This is a genomic window from Oceanobacillus sp. FSL K6-0251, from assembly GCF_038004725.1.
Classification (GTDB): Bacteria; Bacillota; Bacilli; order Bacillales; family Amphibacillaceae; genus Oceanobacillus; species Oceanobacillus oncorhynchi.
Map to the genome: position 1 here is coordinate 2,225,432 of NZ_JBBORS010000001.1, position 18,069 is coordinate 2,243,500.

General features: G+C 39.6%; 14 protein-coding genes and 1 riboswitch. Of the genes, 13 read left to right on the plus strand and 1 reads right to left on the minus strand.

Going from position 1 to position 18,069, the window contains the following annotated elements; translation table 11 throughout:
* Nucleotides 1-201 precede the first annotated feature (201 nt).
* The 11 genes from MKY45_RS11210 (at nucleotide 202) to MKY45_RS11260 (ending at nucleotide 15,484) form a co-directional block, all read left to right on the plus strand.
* Nucleotides 202-720 carry a carboxymuconolactone decarboxylase family protein gene (locus MKY45_RS11210; protein WP_341172926.1) on the plus strand — a complete coding sequence of 173 codons (519 nt, stop codon included), beginning with the start codon at nucleotides 202-204 and terminating at the stop codon, nucleotides 718-720.
* 45 nt (nucleotides 721-765) lie between these two features.
* Nucleotides 766-2,139 carry an LLM class flavin-dependent oxidoreductase gene (locus MKY45_RS11215; protein ID WP_256706226.1) on the plus strand — a complete coding sequence of 458 codons (1,374 nt, stop codon included), beginning with the start codon at nucleotides 766-768 and terminating at the stop codon, nucleotides 2,137-2,139.
* A 48-nt stretch (nucleotides 2,140-2,187) separates the two neighbouring features.
* Nucleotides 2,188-3,699, plus strand: coding sequence for a sodium:solute symporter family protein (locus MKY45_RS11220; RefSeq protein WP_341172927.1), 1,512 nt, complete (start codon nucleotides 2,188-2,190; stop codon nucleotides 3,697-3,699).
* A 437-nt stretch (nucleotides 3,700-4,136) separates the two neighbouring features.
* Nucleotides 4,137-7,769 carry a dynamin family protein gene (locus tag MKY45_RS11225; protein WP_341172928.1) on the plus strand — a complete coding sequence of 1,211 codons (3,633 nt, stop codon included), beginning with the start codon at nucleotides 4,137-4,139 and terminating at the stop codon, nucleotides 7,767-7,769.
* Complete coding sequence (locus MKY45_RS11230) at nucleotides 7,766-8,662, plus strand: 5'-3' exonuclease (protein ID WP_042533831.1); 897 nt, start codon at nucleotides 7,766-7,768, stop codon at nucleotides 8,660-8,662. Before MKY45_RS11225 ends, MKY45_RS11230 begins: the two co-directional genes overlap by 4 nt.
* A gap of 299 nt (nucleotides 8,663-8,961) precedes the next feature.
* The gene (locus MKY45_RS11235; protein ID WP_042533832.1) at nucleotides 8,962-9,387 is read left to right on the plus strand and encodes a PH domain-containing protein; all 426 of its coding nucleotides are present in this window, start codon (nucleotides 8,962-8,964) and stop codon (nucleotides 9,385-9,387) included.
* Nucleotides 9,388-9,390: 3 nt separating this feature from the next.
* The gene (gene cysK, locus MKY45_RS11240) at nucleotides 9,391-10,317 is read left to right on the plus strand and encodes a cysteine synthase A (protein ID WP_341172929.1); all 927 of its coding nucleotides are present in this window, start codon (nucleotides 9,391-9,393) and stop codon (nucleotides 10,315-10,317) included.
* 190 nt (nucleotides 10,318-10,507) lie between these two features.
* Nucleotides 10,508-10,688, plus strand: a riboswitch (Lysine riboswitch).
* Between the two features lie 239 nt (nucleotides 10,689-10,927).
* Nucleotides 10,928-11,809 carry a 4-hydroxy-tetrahydrodipicolinate synthase gene (dapA, locus tag MKY45_RS11245; protein WP_042533835.1) on the plus strand — a complete coding sequence of 294 codons (882 nt, stop codon included), beginning with the start codon at nucleotides 10,928-10,930 and terminating at the stop codon, nucleotides 11,807-11,809.
* 171 nt (nucleotides 11,810-11,980) lie between these two features.
* Nucleotides 11,981-13,204, plus strand: coding sequence for a DUF819 family protein (locus tag MKY45_RS11250; RefSeq protein WP_256706229.1), 1,224 nt, complete (start codon nucleotides 11,981-11,983; stop codon nucleotides 13,202-13,204).
* Between the two features lie 268 nt (nucleotides 13,205-13,472).
* Nucleotides 13,473-14,567, plus strand: coding sequence for a CAP domain-containing protein (locus tag MKY45_RS11255; protein WP_042536219.1), 1,095 nt, complete (start codon nucleotides 13,473-13,475; stop codon nucleotides 14,565-14,567).
* Between the two features lie 410 nt (nucleotides 14,568-14,977).
* The gene (locus tag MKY45_RS11260) at nucleotides 14,978-15,484 is read left to right on the plus strand and encodes a DUF3189 family protein (protein ID WP_042533839.1); all 507 of its coding nucleotides are present in this window, start codon (nucleotides 14,978-14,980) and stop codon (nucleotides 15,482-15,484) included.
* Between the two features lie 190 nt (nucleotides 15,485-15,674).
* Here MKY45_RS11260 and MKY45_RS11265 read toward each other — a convergent pair whose 3' ends face one another.
* Nucleotides 15,675-15,869 carry a hypothetical protein gene (locus MKY45_RS11265; RefSeq protein WP_341172930.1) on the minus strand — a complete coding sequence of 65 codons (195 nt, stop codon included), beginning with the start codon at nucleotides 15,867-15,869 and terminating at the stop codon, nucleotides 15,675-15,677.
* A 393-nt stretch (nucleotides 15,870-16,262) separates the two neighbouring features.
* On the opposite strand from MKY45_RS11265, the gene MKY45_RS11270 reads away from it, so the two are divergent.
* Nucleotides 16,263-17,198, plus strand: a complete 936-nt coding sequence (locus MKY45_RS11270) for an ABC transporter ATP-binding protein (RefSeq protein ID WP_341172931.1) — start codon at nucleotides 16,263-16,265, stop codon at nucleotides 17,196-17,198.
* Nucleotides 17,191-18,057, plus strand: a complete 867-nt coding sequence (locus MKY45_RS11275; protein WP_042533845.1) for an ABC transporter permease subunit — start codon at nucleotides 17,191-17,193, stop codon at nucleotides 18,055-18,057. The genes MKY45_RS11270 and MKY45_RS11275 overlap by 8 nt, the downstream gene beginning before the upstream one ends.
* Nucleotides 18,058-18,069 lie beyond the last annotated feature (12 nt).

Consider the following 18,069-nt stretch of genomic DNA (forward strand, 5'->3'; position numbering starts at 1 on the left):
AAATCAGTGGGCAAAGGAAACAGACCAGGTTCACGATGTCCTAGGGCTGAAACTGGGACTGGGACTGCGATTACTCGTCCCATCGAAGAACTTTTGCGATTAACCGTCCTATTATAAAGAGTTGTGCGTCGAAAAACCTTCACTAATTGAAGTTTCACTGTATGACAAACCAAAATTTTAAATGTATGAGGAGAGATTTCATTGACTAAAACAGATAGTTTATATCAAAAATCTTATTTTAACCGGATAACAGAATTAAAAGAATATGCACCGGAAGCGTTTCAAACTTTTTTTGCTTTTAACGATAAAGCATTAGCTGAGGGTGAATTATCAGTTAAATTAAAGGAATTAATTGCGGTAGCCGTAGCGCACATTACGGGGTGCCCGTACTGCATTGATTTACATGTGGGGAATGCTAAAAAAAATAACGCTGATAAAGAGGAAGTAACAGAGGCCATTTTTGTTGCAACAGCTCTAAAGGCTGGTTCAGCGGTTGCTCATGGTGTGAATGCGCTAAATGCGTTTGATGAAGAGGAAAAAGACGAGCTGTACAAAGCATCCTATTTTAATAGATTAACCGAATTTGGTGACATTGATGCGGATACATTCAAGGCATTTGCTGCTTTTGATCATAAATCTATCAAAGCAGGCAAATTGACCGAAAAGGAGAAAGAGCTTATCGCGGTGGCATCAGCACATACCACAGGCTGCCCGTATTGAAGCGGTCAAGATGAAAATTTATGAGAAAAGGAGCTTATCGAAACGATGACAAAACAAATTCACCTGAATGGATTTATTCAAAATTCACCTTCCCCTCACTCGACAGGATTATGGAAGCATGAAAAGGACGAGGGGACAAAACATAATGACCTGTCATATTGGATAGAAACAGCAAAAATCCTGGAACGCGGTAAATTTGATGCCATGTTTATTGCTGATGTGCTTGGAACCTACAGTGTATATGAAAATAGTCATGAAGCAGCTGTCCGGCATGCTGTACAGCTTCCGGCTCATGATCCATTGATTCCGATTTCTGCTATGGCGGCTGTCACTGAAAATCTCGGCTTTGCGCCAACAATTTCTGCTACATATGCACAACCATACGCACTCGCAAGGCAGCTATCTACACTGGATCATTTAACGAATGGAAGAGTTGCCTGGAATGTGGTGACTTCTTATTTAGAAAGCGAGGCAGTCAATCTTGGCCTTTCCAGCCGTCTTCCTAAGGAACAGCGCTATGACCGTGCAGATGAATTTCTCGAAGTCGTTTATAAACTTTGGGAACACAGCTGGGATGACAATGCTGTTGTTCATGATGGCACAAAGGATACATTTGCACAGCCGGATAAGGTTCGTTTGATTAATCATGAAGGTGAATTTTTCAATGTACCTGGTCCGCATTTGGTTGAACCTTCTCCGCAGCGTACGCCTGTTTTATTCCAAGCAGGAGCTTCACCAAAAGGAAGAGATTTTGCAGCGAAACATGCAGAGGCGGTTTTTACTAAAAATCATTCCTTGGATGCGTTAAAGGCCTATGTTGCAGATATTCGAAAACGAACAGAGGAACAGGGCAGAAATCGGCAAGATATATTTGTTTTTCCTATGATTTTGCCAATCATTGGGTCAACGGAAGAAGAAGCGCTGGCAAAGTATGAAGATTTAACAGACCACGTCAGCTACGAAGGAACTGCGTCTCTCCTTTCCGGACATACAGGAATCGATTTTTCAAAATATAATCCGGATCAGTATATTGAAGATATACAGACAGAAGCAGTACAGGGAAATCTGGATATGTATACAAAAGATCCTAATAAGAAATGGACACTGCGGGAAGCTGTTAAAAATCATGGACTCGGCAATGGTACGGTGAAATTTATCGGAACACCTGAACAAATTGCAGATCGAATGGAAGAATGGGCATTTGAAGGTGACGTGGATGGTTTCAATATCGCGCAGACCTATTCTCCGGATACATTTCGGGAATTTGTGGATTTAGTTGTTCCTGAATTGCAAAAACGCGGCATTTACCGGACTGAATATGAAGGGAAGACGCTTAGAGAAAATATGTTTGGAAATGGAACACCCCATTTACCCGATAATCATCCTGCGCGAAAGCTTGGCAGCTTTCAGCCGAGATAACGGAGAAGTACATTTCCTGTTTTACTCGTATGTGCAAGGAGGTCAGAGATGAGTACAATTATGCTTTATACATGGATCGGTTTTGCAATATTTCTAGCTGTCATGCTGATCCTTGGTTACATAAGTGCTAAAAAAACGAAAAACATCAGTGATTTCGCTACAGGCGGCGGAAGTCTGGGACCCTATGTACTGGGCCTGTCCTTTGCTACTACCTATCTAAGTGCAGCAACTTTTCTGGGTTACCCGGGATGGACTCATGACTGGGGATTGTCTAACCTCTGGCTGTTTTTGGCGATGATTGGCGGCGGGCCAATAGGAGTGCTGATGGTAGCTAAAAAAGTAAGAAAGCTGAATACAAAACAAAAGTCCCTTTCCCTGCCGGATTGGCTTGGTGACTTCTATAATAGTGATATTTTAAGAGTGGGAACTGGGCTGATTTTACTTTTTAACATTTTTTATATAGCAGCTCAGTTTGTAGCAGGAGCAAGAATTTTTGAATACCTTTTGGGAATGTCTTATACAAGCGGATTGATATTTATCGCAGTCATTGTTGTTCTGTATGTTTATGCCGGAGGAGCATTTGCTGATATTTATACAGATGCTGTCCAAGCGGTTATGATGGCAATTGCAGGCTTAGCTATATTTATTTCCGGAATTATTATTTTCTGGGAAGGAAGTGTTACAGCAACCTTCACTGGCATTACAGATAATCTCAGCGTGCAGAATGGGAATTTAGTAAGCGTATTTAACCCTGATTCGCTCCATTTCTATTCGTTTGGAGCAATATCTGGCGCGATTATTATTCAGTGGGCCTTTGCTTCTGCACCTCATTTATTCAATAAAGTGCTTGGCTTAAAGCATGAAAGAGACCTGGGAAAAATGATTCTAACCTATGTTATTACCGCAGCCTTTTGTCTGCTTGTTCTTTTTGGAGGGTTATACAGCAGAACAGCGCTTGGGGACAATGTTGCAGCCGCTGATTTAGCATTGATGGAGTACGTAGTTTGGGCCTTTCCGGCAATCTTTGTAGCTCTTTTTGGAATCGTTATTCTTGCTGCAGCCATGTCCACGACGGACGGGATATTCGTCTCCATTTCTACGGTGTTCGCGAACGACATTTTCCTGAAATTCCTCGTGAAAAAGAAAATTATCAAGCTAAGCAATGAGAAGGCGCAGAAAATTGCGCTCAAAATCAGCCGTCTAGCTGTTCCACTGGTGGGGCTGATCGCCTTTTTAATTGTATTACGGCCGCCCGCATATATGGGCGATGTCATGTGGATTGGGATTTCCGGCATTGCTGCAGGAACGATGGGACCGATATTACATGCTATCTACAGTAAGAAAAAAGCTCCAGCGAGAGCGGCAGAAATCTCGATGGCAGCAGGTTTGTTTTCCTACCTTTTTATTTACTTTACTGGTATTATCCCAAGTACCATGTCTGCAGGCGCTGCGGCTACTTTTATTGGTATAGCAACGATTACGATTCTGGCAAAAATATTGAAAAATCCTTCTTTACCACAAGAGAAGGAAACAGAAAAAAATCAGGTCCGGGCAAATTAAAGAGGGGGTGAGTATGGATGTTTGTTAATCCGATGCTTTCCGTATGGCTTTACGGATTTATCTTTTGTCTTATTATCATCGGTATCTCCCTTTGGAAAGGCTATTTTAGAAAATAAAATAATCATAACATGCTGTTAAATAATAAAGTAATAGATTGATAACCTCCTGCCTGCAGGGGGTTATTTATATGTTATTGTGTTTGCATACTGTGTTTGCTCGTCCCATAGAAGGGCTTTTGTAAGACACCCGTTTTAAAAACAAAGAAGGCTTGTCAGTTTCACTTTATCAGAATCTGATTAGCACCTAGAAATCAAAACAAATATTGCGTATAATGAAGGTGTTATGTAAAGTACTTAAACCACACCTCGTAAAGACAGAAAGAAACGTCATAGACGTTAAAAGTAGATATGAATAAGTTGAAAAAGGGGTAAAGGCTTGTGATCACGTATATGGAAAAAAGGGTAACAGAACAACAAATTGCGTTTCTCTATAATGAAATGAAAAACAAGGGAGATCAGGTAAATGCAGATAAGATGCTTGGTATCTTGGAAAAATACGTTAACCAAGAGTTTATTATCACCCTAACAGGTCATTTTTCTGCGGGGAAGTCTTCTTTGATCAACCATTTATTAGGGGAAGAAATTTTAGCGAACAGTCCGATTCCTACCAGTGCGAATGTTGTTAAAATCTCATCTGGAGAAGGTGCTGTCAATGTGTTTTATCACAATGGAGACGTGGTGGAATATCACGAACCGTATAACCTGGAGCAAATCAAGCAGTTCGCGACTAATAAAAATGATATAAAAAAAATGCACATCAGCACAGGGGATAACATTTTGCCGCAGGATACGGCTATTTTAGATACGCCGGGAATCGATGCTGCAGATGACGTGGACCGGATGCTGACAGAAGCTTCACTTCATTTATCGGATTATCTTATTTATGTAACGGATTATAACCATGTGCAATCCGAAGTGAATCTATTATTTTTACAGGCAATGCAGGAAAATGAACTGCCATTTATGATTGTTATCAACCAGATAGACAAGCATAATGAAGCAGAATTGCCTTTTGTCGAATTTGATAAAAAAATTAAACAAACGTTTGATCAATGGAATCTGCACCCTTCTTCCATTTTCTACACATCTCTTAAAAATTCGGAAGCACCGCACAATGAGTGGTCAGAGCTGAAAGATAAAGTGTTTCATATGCTGCAATCGAAGCATGAGTATATGACGATGGAGGCAAGCATTCGACAAATTGTGCGTGACCATAAAGAAAAGGTGCATCGGGAAATGTCGAATCAGAAAGCATCCCTGGATGACGTTGATGAAGCATTATTGGCTCAGAAAATAGAAAGCTTAACAAACGAAATTGAAAATCTGGAGCAGCAGCCGGAAAAGATAGCAGCCGGTTTTTTAACGGAGGTGGATCAGACTGCGAAAAATGCTTATCTGATGCCAGCTGATTTAAGAGAGCTTGCGAAGGAATATTTAGAATCTGTACAGCCTGATTTTAAGGTCGGCGGGTTATTCACTAGCAGCAAAAAAACAAAAGAAGCTAAATTAGAACGAAAACAAAATTTCATGGAAGCTTTAGAAAAGAATGTCGAGACAACATTAAAATGGAAGCTTCGTGATAAGTGGTATGAGTATATTGAAAGCAACCAGCTCGACTCTTCCTATCAGGAGAAAGGAGTTTCTTTCCTGGAATGGACATTAAGTGATGAGCTGCTGGAAAATAATTTGCGTAAAGGTGCTACGATAAACGGCGACTATGTTTTAAATTATACAAATGAAATTGCAGCCAGTTTAAAATCATATTTTAAGAAACAGATGAGACAGCTGGCTAATGAAGTGAAAAAAGAACTTGAAAATAAAAATGAGAGTAAATTAAATGAGTTAAAACAAGCATTGGAGGAATGGCAGAAGAAAGCATCAGAACGAAAGGCTAATCAGGCGCTTGAAAAGGAAGAGTCAGCTTATTTCAACTATTTAGATGAGGCGGAAGAACACCCGGAAGTGCCGGCAGAAATTATTACGGAAATGAAGGAGGATCTGCAAGCCCGCCAAGTGATTCCAGAGCAGGGCACAGCTGCTTTGGAAATATCTAATGAGGAAATACCGGCAGATGAGCCTGAGGAGGAACAAGAAGCCTTAGAGAAGGAATGGCATGATAATACAGCTCAGGATGTCGTCCGTGATATTGATCATGTATTGCAGCTGATTCAATTGCCGGGCTTTGAAAGCTACCAGCAGGATTTAAAGAAACGAAAAATATCTCTGACAGAGCGTTCCTATACGATTGCTTTATTTGGTGCCTTCAGTGCCGGAAAATCATCCTTTGCCAATGCCATTCTTGGGGAACGTGTCTTGCCGGTTTCCCCGAATCCGACAACCGCTGCGGTCAATCGGATTCGTCCGGTTACCAGTGAAAATCAGCACCGGGATGTTATTGTAACCTTTAAATCCGAGGAAATGCTGGCCGACGATATTCAAACACTGGCAAAAGAATGTGAACCGCCGGAAGCTTCTCTGGATGAGCTGATTACATGGCTGAAAACAGAGAACGTGCTGACAGATGCGCGTTTGCCAAAAATGTATCAGGCTTATTTACGTGCGATGCTGGAAGGTTATGAAGAGGCAAAACCGGCAATTGGCACTCCGATAAAAATAACCTTCGATGATTTTGAGTCATATGTGACAGATGAAGAAAAAGCGTGTTATATTGCATCGATGGATCTTTTTTATGATTGTGAAGTAACAAGGCAGGGAATTACGCTTGTAGATACACCGGGTGCAGATTCGATTAACGCCAGACATACCAATGTATCCTTTGAATATATCAAGCATGCAGATGCTATTTTATATGTGACCTACTATAATCATGCTTTATCCCGTGCAGATAAAGATTTTCTGATGCAGCTGGGACGTGTAAAGGATGTATTTGAGCTGGATAAAATGTTCTTCATCGTCAATGCCGCAGACCTTGCCAGCAATTTGGCAGAATTAAATCTGGTAACCACTTATGTTAAAGAACAATTAGCGCAATTGGGAATTCGTTTTCCACGTCTTTATCCAGTTTCCAGCAAGCTTTCTTTGGCAGAAAAAACAGACCAGAAGACCTTGAACGAACAGATGGAGGCTTTTGAAACACGGTTCTATGACTTTATTCACCATGATTTAACTGCCCTTGCGAAAAGAGCTGCAATCAGCGATATTGAACGTTCCGGGGAGGCATTGGACCAATTTATCCAATCCTTAAAACTGGATCAATCTGCAAAAAAGAAACGGAAAGAAACATTAGAGAATGCGTATCAGCAACTTGTTCAACATGTAGAAAAACGGGATATCTCTTCGACCGAAAACCGCTGGCATCAGAAATTAGAAAAGCAAACGTACTTTTTGAATGGACGTTTTACCATCCGTTTTCATGACCTGTTTAAAGAAATTTATAACCCGACAACCATTACAGAGTCTGGAAAAACAGGACGGGAACAGCTCACAAAGCAATTTGAACAGCTGGTTCAGTACATGGAATCTGAATTGCATCAGGAATTATTAGCGATTTCTTTACGGATAGAACAGCTGTTAAAAAGCTTGTTAAAAACCAATCAGCAAGAAATGATTGAAGAAGCGAAAAAACTGGATCCGGTTTTTTCCATTTCGGAGTGGGATATGACGGCTTTTGACACACCGGATATAACGATAAAACTATCGATCAACAAGCAGAATGAGCTGCAAAAATTATTTGCTAAGTTTAAAGATACGAAAACCTTCTTTGTTCAGAATCAAAAAGAAGAAATCAAAGAACAGCTTTATACAATTATTGAATCAGACATCCAAGCATTTGTAGAAGAAGGCGGAAGGTTAATTCAGTCTTCTTACCAAGCGCAGTGGGATAAAGGAATAGAACAGGAAAAAACAACGCTTGTACATGAAGCGGATGTCCTTTATCAGCAATTTATTGACCGTCTGTTTGTAGAGGTGGATATGGATGATTTAATGGAAATGAAACAACAGATGGATGTTATCCTGACTGGATACAGAGAGGAAGGAAATGAAGTATGACAACAAAAAAAGTTTTATTAGTAGATGGCATGGCGCTCCTGTTTAGGGGCTTCTTCGCCACTTCTTTCCGCGGAAATTTTATGTATAATTCAAAAGGAGTTCCGACAAACGGAGTTTATCAGTTTTTACGCTATTTAACAGATGCCATTCATACATTTGAACCGTCTCATGTGGTTTGCTGCTGGGACATGGGGAGCAAAACCTTCCGCACAGAAATGTATAACGGCTATAAAGCCAATCGGGATGAACCGCCGGTGGAACTGATTCCGCAGTTTGATTTAGTAAAAGAAGTAGTAGAATCCTTTGATATTCCTAATATCGGTTTAGAAAACTTTGAAGCAGATGATTGCATGGGAACCCTTGCCAATATGTATAATCCGGAAAATGATGTGTTTATTTTGTCAGGAGATCAGGATTTGCTGCAATTAGTCAAGGAGAATATCCGCGTGATTATTATGCGGAAAGGTCAGGGGAACTATGAAGTCTTTGATAAAGATAACTTCTATGAGAAAAAAGCACTTACACCAGCACAAATTATAGATTTAAAAGGGTTAATGGGAGACTCCTCGGATAATTATCCAGGGGTAAAAGGAATCGGAGAAAAAACAGCCTTGAAATTATTACAGGAATTCGGAACCATTGATGAATTAGTAAATAATATAGAAAAGCTTCCAAAAGGGGTGCAAAATAAATTACAGACAGATATGGATATGCTCTATTTATCCCGGACGCTTGCCGAAATTAAATGTGATGTTCCGATTAGTTGTGATTTAGAGGATTCTAAATGGAATTTTAAAGAAGAGAAAGTGACATCAGCATTAGATAAGCTGGAATGGAAGCATGTAGACCGGTTACTGGCACCTATAAAGGATCAAACATCTGTATCGTTTTAATTTATCTTTAGAATAAACTGGGGTATCCTTTGTACCTCCCCTGGGTATAGAGAATACCCCTCTTTTTGCTTTTGTCTGTACTCTCTGTTTCGGATGAGAATGTACATAACCTCTAGTATATCTTCCTTTCTATAAAGCCTGAAATTATTTTTGTTCTTTTTAAAGAACATATTGTGAGTCAGTATAAGTTTTCCTTATTGTTAAAAAAATAACAGAAACGGATTGCTGAAGTTTGGTATAAAGTCATACAAAAGCTATAATAAAAGAAGGAATATTGTTCGAATGAATGGGGGAATTGAATGTATTTTAAATCAAAGAAGGATAAATGGATGGCAATCGTTCTCTGGGCTATTGTGATTAGCGGGGTGCTCATTCCCCTATTCAGGGGCCAGGTGATCAATGTAGCGATTATGCTGCTGTTATGCGGTATATTGCTCTGGTTCTGGTTCCGCACGGGATATAAAATTGATAGAGATCGGTTAATTGTTTATTATGGCCCTATCCGGCAAACGATTTATATAGAAAATATGGAATTGATTCTTCAATCTAAGATGCCGCTAATTGCACCGGCATTATCATTGGACCGTATCCAGATTCGAAGCGGAAAATATGATCTGATAGCTATTTCGCCCAAGGATAAGCTTGCTTTTGTAGAAGAATTGGCGAAGTTAAATCCAAATATTTCAGTAGATAAACGTTTATTAAAGGATGAGGAAGGAGAATAAAAAATGAGAGTAGCGGATAATATTACAGAGCTCGTGGGAGATACTCCTATGATAACACTAAATAAACTGCAGCCTGAAAATGCTGCAAAGATATATGTGAAACTGGAAATGTTTAATCCAAGCGGCAGTTTGAAGGACCGGGCTGCAGTGCATATGATTCATATTGCTGAGCAGGAAGGACTGATAAAGGCCGGAGATACGATTATTGAGCCGACAAGCGGAAATACTGGAATCGGATTGGCCATGGCTGCCTCTGCAAAGGGATATCAGGCGATTCTGGTAATGCCGGATAATAGTACGCAGGAAAGACGAAATCTTTTGAAAGCATATGGAGCCAAAGTGGTTTTAACACCAAGCAGTGAAAAAATGCCGGGCGCTATTCAAAAAGCATTAGAATTGCAACAAGAAATACCAAACAGTTTTATTCCACAGCAATTTAAAAATATAGCAAATCCAGATGCGCATCGTAATACAACAGCACTGGAGATTTTAAATGATTTGAATCATCAATTGGATGCGTTTGTTTGTACTGCGGGTACAGGAGGAACTGTAACAGGTACAGGAGAATCGCTAAGATCTTATATTCCGGATTTGCATATTGCTGTGGTGGAGCCTAAAGGTTCTCCCGTACTATCCGGCGGAGAGCCTGGTTCGCATAAATTAGTGGGAACCAGCCCGGGTTTTGTTCCTGAAATCTTAAACACATCGGTTTATGATGAAATCATTCAAATCAATGATGAGCAGGCATTAAGTTTATTAAAAGAGCTTGCCCAAAAGGAAGGCCTGTTTGTCGGACCATCAGGAGCGGCTGCTATTTATGCAGCTACAGAAGTTGCCAAGCGCATGGAACCTGAGCAAAAGGTGGTTTGTATCGCACCTGATACCGGAGAAAGATACCTGTCTATGGATTTTCTGCAAGAGGAAGAATAGAGGGGCGGGGGAATCACCTATTTTTTTATTTTGCATAGTTTACCAGTAAAGAAACTTCATCATGTTTTTTTAACACCATGGAGGATGCGCACGCTGTAAAGCTTTTTTGGCTCTTTTGAAAAAACCTCTATTTTTCAATTGTGTTTCTCTGTTATTCTTGCTATAATACAGACAAATTCATTATTCATAGGTGAACGGTAGAGGTGCAAAAACCATTAGTAAATATGCTGAGACAGAATAGGCTGACGATGAAGCATATGGAAAGGGGAATTTGCCGAAGTATAATAAGCCTTATTCTTATTATACTGGTACTGGTATTGAATAAATCCAGTGCTGTCATATAGGAAACTATGTGGAGGGCTATCAGCTGAGAGGACATTAAGTGTTTAAGCAGCAGCGGTCTCCGTTGGTGCTTTTTATTTTGTGGAAATAATTGAAGTAATGCATGATGATAAGAGAAAAGGACCCTGAAAAAGTTGGAACAAACAATAATACGGATTCTGCTTATCTTTATTACTTTCCACCCTCTAGTTTTTAAGGCACTTTACTTCGGTGCTATCCGTCTATTTTTCATCAAAGAATGTTGATATTATATAAAGGGTGTGTTGTTATGAATTTTGGAAAAGTGGTTACGGCGATGGTAACGCCATTTAACGAACAGCAGGAAATTGATTACGGGGCATTAGATCAGTTAATCGAGCATCTTATCGAAAATGGTTCAGACGGATTGGTGGTAGCTGGAACAACTGGAGAGTCACCGACTTTATCAGATGAAGAAAAACTGGCATTATTTTCACATACGGTACAAAAAGTAAATGGAAGAATTTCAGTAATTGCGGGCACCGGTTCTAATCAGACGAAAGGGTCTATTGCGTTATCACAAGCAGCTGAAAAAACTGGTGTGGATGCGATTATGCTTGTAACGCCTTATTATAATAAACCTTCTCAGGACGGTTTATATGAGCATTTTAAAACAGTGGCTGATTCCGTTCAGCTGCCGGTCATGCTATATAATGTGCCTGGCAGAACTTCTGTTGATCTGGCGGCAGATACCGTTATTCGTTTGGCTGCGGTTGATAATATTGTGGCGATCAAAGATGCAAGCGGCAATATGGATAAGATAACTGAAATGGCGGCCCAAACAGATGCAAGCTTTTCTGTATACAGCGGGGAAGACGCTTTGACCCTTCCGTCTCTTGCAGTTGGAGCTATAGGCATTGTTTCGGTTTCCGGGCATGTTATCGGCAATGAAATGCAGGAAATGATTGCTGCATATGAGCAGGGAGCCGTGAAAAAAGCTGCTTCCATACATCAGCGGATTCTGCCGGTCATGCAGGAAATGTTTGCAGCACCGAGTCCAGCTCCTGTAAAAGCAGCATTAAATCGCAATGGTGTCCATGTCGGCGGTGTTCGCTTGCCGCTGCTTCCATTAAATGATGAGCAGCTGCAAGCGTTAAACCATAAATTAGCGTTATTAGAGCAAGTGAAATAATCCTGTTGAAAACCTCTCTGACAATGGTTAGAGAGGTTTTTTTGATGGGGATTTTTCTGCATCATGATAGGTTAATTTCAAAAAAACACTCCACAATACCTAACAAATATTTAAAATGAAGTGGTAAAATATGATACATACAACCGAAAATAGAGAAGGGGCGGGGAGTGGATGAAAGAAACATTGATTCAAGCAGATGATAGCATTACGCTTTGGGGGATTATCATTATCTGGGCGTCTGTCAGTATTTTTTTAGAACAACGCTACAGCTGGGCTTCCAAGGTGACTGGGGCCATTATTGCATTAGTCGGGGCGATGGCTTTATCCAACTTTGGAATTATTCCCACAGAATCGCCGGTATATGATGCAGTATGGTCTGTTATTGTACCGTTAGCAATACCGCTTTTGTTATTTCACGTTAATCTTAAAAAAATATGGAAGGAAAGCAGCAGATTGTTGCTCATTTTCCTATTGAGCTCCATTGGCACAGTTGCAGGAACGATTATTGCATTTTTTACTTTACGGAATCACATACCTTTTTTAGACCAATTGAGTGGGATTTTCGGTGCTTCCTATATTGGAGGAGGCGTGAACTTTGCTGCTATGGCAGCTAAATTCGAGACCCCGGGGGAAATTATTTCTGCCGCTGTTGTTGCGGATAATTTAATGATGGCACTGCTGTTTATTATTCTAATGATGATTCCTGCACTTCATTTTATCCGTAAACGTTACCCGACGCCGCATGTGGAAGAGGTAGAAAAGAATCAATCGGATGATGATAAAACGTTGGCAGAAAGCTTCTGGAAAAGGAAAGAAGTTTCTTTGAAGGACATGGCACTTTCGATTGGAACAGCTTTTTTTTTAGTTATAGTTTCCTTAAAAATTGCCGAATTTTTTGCCGGGATTATTCCAAGTGGAGAAGAGGCTTCTTTCTTCAATAATCTGTTGAATGGAATTATCGGAGATCAGTATTTAGTATTAACGACGCTTACCTTTGTCGCTTTAGCAGTATTTCCAAATTATTTTTCCGGATTAAATGGCAGTCAGGAAATAGGAACGTATCTGATTCACATCTTTTTTGTCGTAATCGGAATACCTGCTTCTATCACGTTAATTGTTCAAACGGCACCATTATTGCTTGTTTTTGCATTTATTATTGTAGCAATCAATTTAACGCTGTCTCTTATTTTTGGAAAACTATTCCGGATGAGTTTAGAAGAAATCCTGCTGGCAAGCAATGCAAATATCGGCGGACCAACTACTGCAGCCGCGTTTGCGATTGCGAAAGGATGGAGGCAATTAGTCGGTCCGATATTAATTGTTGGGACACTGGGTTATATTATTGGAAACTACATTGGAACTTTCCTTGCAGTGTGGTTTGGGACCTTGATGTAGGAAGAATAGAAAATCCGTTTCTGTTATAAATACAGAAGCGGATTTTTTCATTTACGTTGACGTTTTCCTGAATAAAAAAGGTTTAGATTTGTTGAAAGTAATTTGGAGATAGTATAATTTATATAAGTCAGCGGGCTGACTATTTTTTAAGGGTTAGCCAAGGTTGATTTCGTAAAGAATAGAATAGCAGCGGTAATCCTTCTGCTGCATTAAAGTATTTAAAAAGGTTGGGATAGCTATTTTCAAGCGATTATTATTATTGCTGTTTATGATACTGTTAGCCATTTGGACAAGGCCTTTATGGGAAGACCCGGTCCGCGATGTCATCCCCGATGCTGTCAGTGATACGTTTTCCTCTGCAAGCGATTTTGTTTCAGAAGCGATAGATAATGACTTTTACTTCCGTCAAGTAGCAGATGAAGCAACTTCTTTTTTTCAATCCTTTACTGATTCTGAAACAGGCACCTCGTATGAACAAGTAGAAACACCGGAGCTCACTACTCCGGAGGAACAATCATTCTCCGTTGGCAATGTAGAGATAGGTGACACAAGAGGACAGGTGGAAGAAATGTATGGTGAAGCTAAGCGGCAAAGTGAGAATGAGTATGGAGTGGAATGGTTCACCTATCATGAAAACTATCAAAACTTTATGATGGTTGCTTATGATGAACAAGACATGGTGCGTGGACTCTTTACCAATCAGGATTTACTATCCTCTCAGCAGGGTATTGCCTTGGGAGATTCCAAGTCGTTTGTAAACGAGACATTAGGGGAGCCGGAAGAAATGATCCGCAATGGCTGGTTTAATTATAAAATTGAAAGCGAAGGCGAATATGATGTATATCATATGGATGGAACCTACGCAACCATTTTTTATGACCTGCATGAATCAGAAGAAGTAACAGCAATTCAGTTAATAGATGAGGATATGGAATCTGCCAAAAGCACCCTTTATACACCTGGCAGTGAGGCTCTAAAAGAAGGCTTGGAGTATCAATTATTTGATTTGACCAATGCAACTCGCGTAAAGCATGAGCTGTCTATTTTAGAATGGGATGAAGCAGTAAGAGAAACAGCGAGAAAGCATAGTACAGATATGGCCGCAAATCAATTTTTCAGCCATACTAATTTAGAAGGACAATCTCCTTTTGACCGGATGAAGGAAGATGATATTTCATTCTTAAGTGCAGGGGAGAACCTTGCATATGGGCAATTCAGCAGTGTTTTTGCGCATCAGGGATTATTGAATTCGGAGGGGCATCGAGAAAATATTTTACATCGGGATTTCAGCCATCTAGGGATTGGCGTGGACTTTAATGAAAGTGATCAGCCGTTTTATACTGAGAATTTTTTCAATAACTAATGGGGATGATTAAGTAAGTGCTTGTATCCATATGTATCTTTAAAAATCAATTGCGTAATCAAAAAGAAGGAATGCTTTCATTAAGAAAAACCAAGAACACCACTTAATCTTTTAAACACCGGTGTTATATGGAATTTGAATTATACGAAATCTTAAGCAAATCAATACATTTATTTAATGGGGTGAATGGTTATACGTTCATCCTCTTTTTATATGACCAGAGAATAAGCCATTTTGTTTTTCGAATGTTTGTTTAGGTATGTAATATGTATTCTTTTTTGGATTTAGATAATAATAAAGCTTGATTATCCATAACAGGAAAGTATTTCAAAACGGAGAGAACAAAATTAGAAAAGCAAGCATGAAGATTTCAATTGATTACGTGGTATTTCGGAAAGGAGAGAAGTAATTTGATTTATATATACAATGATTATGGAGGCACGCACACCACTTCACTTGCAGCAGCCTATCATTTAAAAAAACTACCTTCAAATCGAAAGCTGACCAAGGATGAGATACAAAGCGTCAGGTATTTTAATAAATTAACGAAGCATGACCTCGGTAAGCTTATTTTTCATGGTATCGATGAAGACAATAATCCGGTATACACTATTGGAAGAAGAAATAGTAAATATGTTGTGCCGGCAATACAAGAGTTTGCTGCTTTGTTACAAGAAAGAAATCAGCTAAGTGAAAAGGTTATTATTTCTAATACCTCTCCTACTGTACCATTTGTAATGTCTGTTGGTGGCTTCTTAGCAAGAGGGTTAAATATTAATTTCTTAGGCGAACCTTTACTGGTTGCCGGCGCGAAGCAATGTTGTGAAAAAATTGACCGATTAGTAGAGGAAACCAAAAAAATGAGCCATTCCATGACTGCCAAAGTGATTGTACTGGAAAACAAAAAATTTCATTGATTTATTCCGTAAGCAGCTGTCCAAGCTCCCTGACAGCATGAAAAAAGAAAGATAAGTAAAGTATTAGGGATAAGCTGCGTTTTCCAAAATAAAAAAGAACCATTTTCTAACGAACAGCCCAAGCTATCAGATTTCTACCTCTGATAGCTTGGGCTGTTTTTAAAAAGTGAGGGTTATCTGTCCGCAAGCTCTAATTAGTAGAAATGGTTACAGCAAAAACAGAACTTCCTTTTATTCCTGTTATTATCGCAATGATTCGATTCACGACATCGGTGATGATCGTTTCTGTGACCGTCCCGGTTACAACAACCATTTTCATGCTTGTTTCCGCATCTGTGATGCTGCTCGTTTCCTTGATGTTTCCGGCAGTGACAATAATTTTCATGCCTGCTTCCACATCTGTGATGATTTTGATGTCTGTTGTCACAATGATTGGATTTATGATCTTTTTGACGATAGTCGCCCCCTCGACGACTTGTGTTGCGACAAGGATCTTCGCATTTTTTTCTGGATGAGTGATGACCGCACATAGCTTATCCCTCCTTTCTCATTCAATATACGCAAGGAAGAAAAAAGAGATTAGACAAACTTAATAGGAGCTAACACATTTTCACGTGGAAAATGTAGATTCATAAAATAAAACTTCATTCCATAAGATTTTTTCGAACGATTGTCCTTAATAAACGAAGTATTTAAAAATATTGGTGAATTTGAAACTTTTATTCCATTCTTTCGTATAACCTGATTAAGAAGAAAGATTGGAAGAGGAGGACTAGAATTGACAGAAATTGCAATGGAATTAAAAAATGTGAGTAAGCGCATCAAGAATAAAGAAATTATTAAAGATGTCAGCTTTCAAATAAAACAAGGGGAGGTGTTTGGCTTTGTCGGGCCGAATGGAGCCGGTAAAACGACAACAATCCGGATGATGGTCGGTTTGATGAAATTGACAGAAGGGGATATCCACATTGTCGGTAAAAGCATCCAAACGGATTATAGTGAAGCCATCAGAGAGGTTGGCGCGATCGTGGAAAATCCGGAGATGTATCCCTTTTTAACAGGAAGAAAGAATTTAGAACAGTTCGCCCGGATGATTCCAGGTACGACAAAAGAGCGGATAGAAGAAGTTGTTCGATTAGTTGGACTTGAAAAAGTGGTCAATGACCGGGTTGGCGGGTATTCTCTCGGAATGCGGCAGCGGCTGGGGATTGCCCAGGCCTTGTTACATAAACCATCGATTCTCATTTTAGATGAGCCTACAAATGGACTGGACCCCTCTGGAATGAAGGAAATCCGCCAATATATTCGTACTTTGGCAGAGACAGAAAAAGTCAGTGTGATTGTATCCAGTCATTTATTGTCTGAGATTGAACTGATGTGTGATCGTATCGGTGTTATAAAAAATGGTGCTTTAATCGCTGTAGAGGATGTAGAGAAGAACCGAAAGGCAGAGGACAGTGATATTTCAGAGTACGCCATTTCTGTAAGTAATGCGCAGACTGCAAAAGCGCATTTAGATCGTTTGGAGGAGGATGCTTTATTTGTAGAGGCAGTGGATGAAACTACCTTAAAAACGGCGGTCAAACGGGAACAAATCCCAGTGATTCTTAAAGAATTATTAATCCATGATATCAATGTATATGAGGTTCAAGCTGCCAAAGGCACGTTAGAAGATAAATTTTTCGATTTGATTGGAGAGAATGTCATTGAGTAATTTAAGCCAGCTTATAAAAAATGAATTTATCAAACTGCATCATTATAAATCTACCTGGGCAATGTATATTATCCTGGCGATTCTCCTTATTGGCAGTGCACTTATTACAAACTTTGTAGTGGATCAAAGCATGATGATAAATCAAACCTTCCAAGGGGAACTCATGCAGGCATATCAGTCGATGGGGTTAGAGGTTCCGGCTTATGATATGTGGGCTTTCGTGGCGGAAAATATCTCCTATATCAGTTTTATCACGATTTTTATTATTGTTGTTGCCGCTAAAATTATTTCAAATGAGTATAAATGGGGCACGATTAAATTATTACTTATCCGACCAGCGGGAAGAGGGACTGTGTTAGCGTCAAAATATATTACGGTGTTACTTTTTGCAGTTGTGTTAATCCTCTACACAATCGTTTTATCATTACTTATTGGACTTATTTTTTTCGGTGTGGATGCTTGGAATCCAACCATTGTAGATAATATGGGTTCCGGCTATACGGAAGTCTCTATCATTGCTTCCATTGGTAAGGATATCCTCTTTCAGCTTGTACCGTTAATTATAGTGGCAACCTTATCCTTTATGATTGCAATTTTATTCAAAGGAAGTGCCATGGCTATTGCGGCAAGTATTGTTATTTATATTGCTGCGCCGATCATTACGATGATGGTAAGCCAATACGAAATTGCGAAATATCTGTTGACCGCACATCTAAACCTTCAAGAAATCTTTGAAGGAACACCGATAATTGAAGGAACATCACTTGGTTTTTCCATTGCTGTTCTTCTTGTTTATTATATCGTATTTATGGCAGCAGGATGGCTCACCTTTAAAAAACGGGATGTGGCTGGAAATTAATCGGAAAGGGCG

Excerpts from the sequence above, each read along its gene's own strand:
- dapA (WP_042533835.1), top strand. The coding sequence starts at position 10,928 with ATGAATTTTGGAAAAGTGGTTACGGCGATGGTAACGCCATTTAACGAA.
- MKY45_RS11230 (WP_042533831.1), top strand. The coding sequence starts at position 7,766 with ATGACAACAAAAAAAGTTTTATTAGTAGATGGCATGGCGCTCCTGTTT.
- MKY45_RS11250 (WP_256706229.1), top strand. The coding sequence starts at position 11,981 with ATGAAAGAAACATTGATTCAAGCAGATGATAGCATTACGCTTTGGGGG.
- MKY45_RS11235 (WP_042533832.1), top strand. The coding sequence starts at position 8,962 with ATGTATTTTAAATCAAAGAAGGATAAATGGATGGCAATCGTTCTCTGG.
- MKY45_RS11255 (WP_042536219.1), top strand. The coding sequence starts at position 13,473 with ATGATACTGTTAGCCATTTGGACAAGGCCTTTATGGGAAGACCCGGTC.
- cysK (WP_341172929.1), top strand. The coding sequence starts at position 9,391 with ATGAGAGTAGCGGATAATATTACAGAGCTCGTGGGAGATACTCCTATG.
- MKY45_RS11220 (WP_341172927.1), top strand. The coding sequence starts at position 2,188 with ATGAGTACAATTATGCTTTATACATGGATCGGTTTTGCAATATTTCTA.
- MKY45_RS11215 (WP_256706226.1), top strand. The coding sequence starts at position 766 with ATGACAAAACAAATTCACCTGAATGGATTTATTCAAAATTCACCTTCC.
- MKY45_RS11265 (WP_341172930.1), bottom strand. The coding sequence starts at position 15,869 with ATGAAAATTATTGTCACTGCCGGAAACATCAAGGAAACGAGCAGCATC.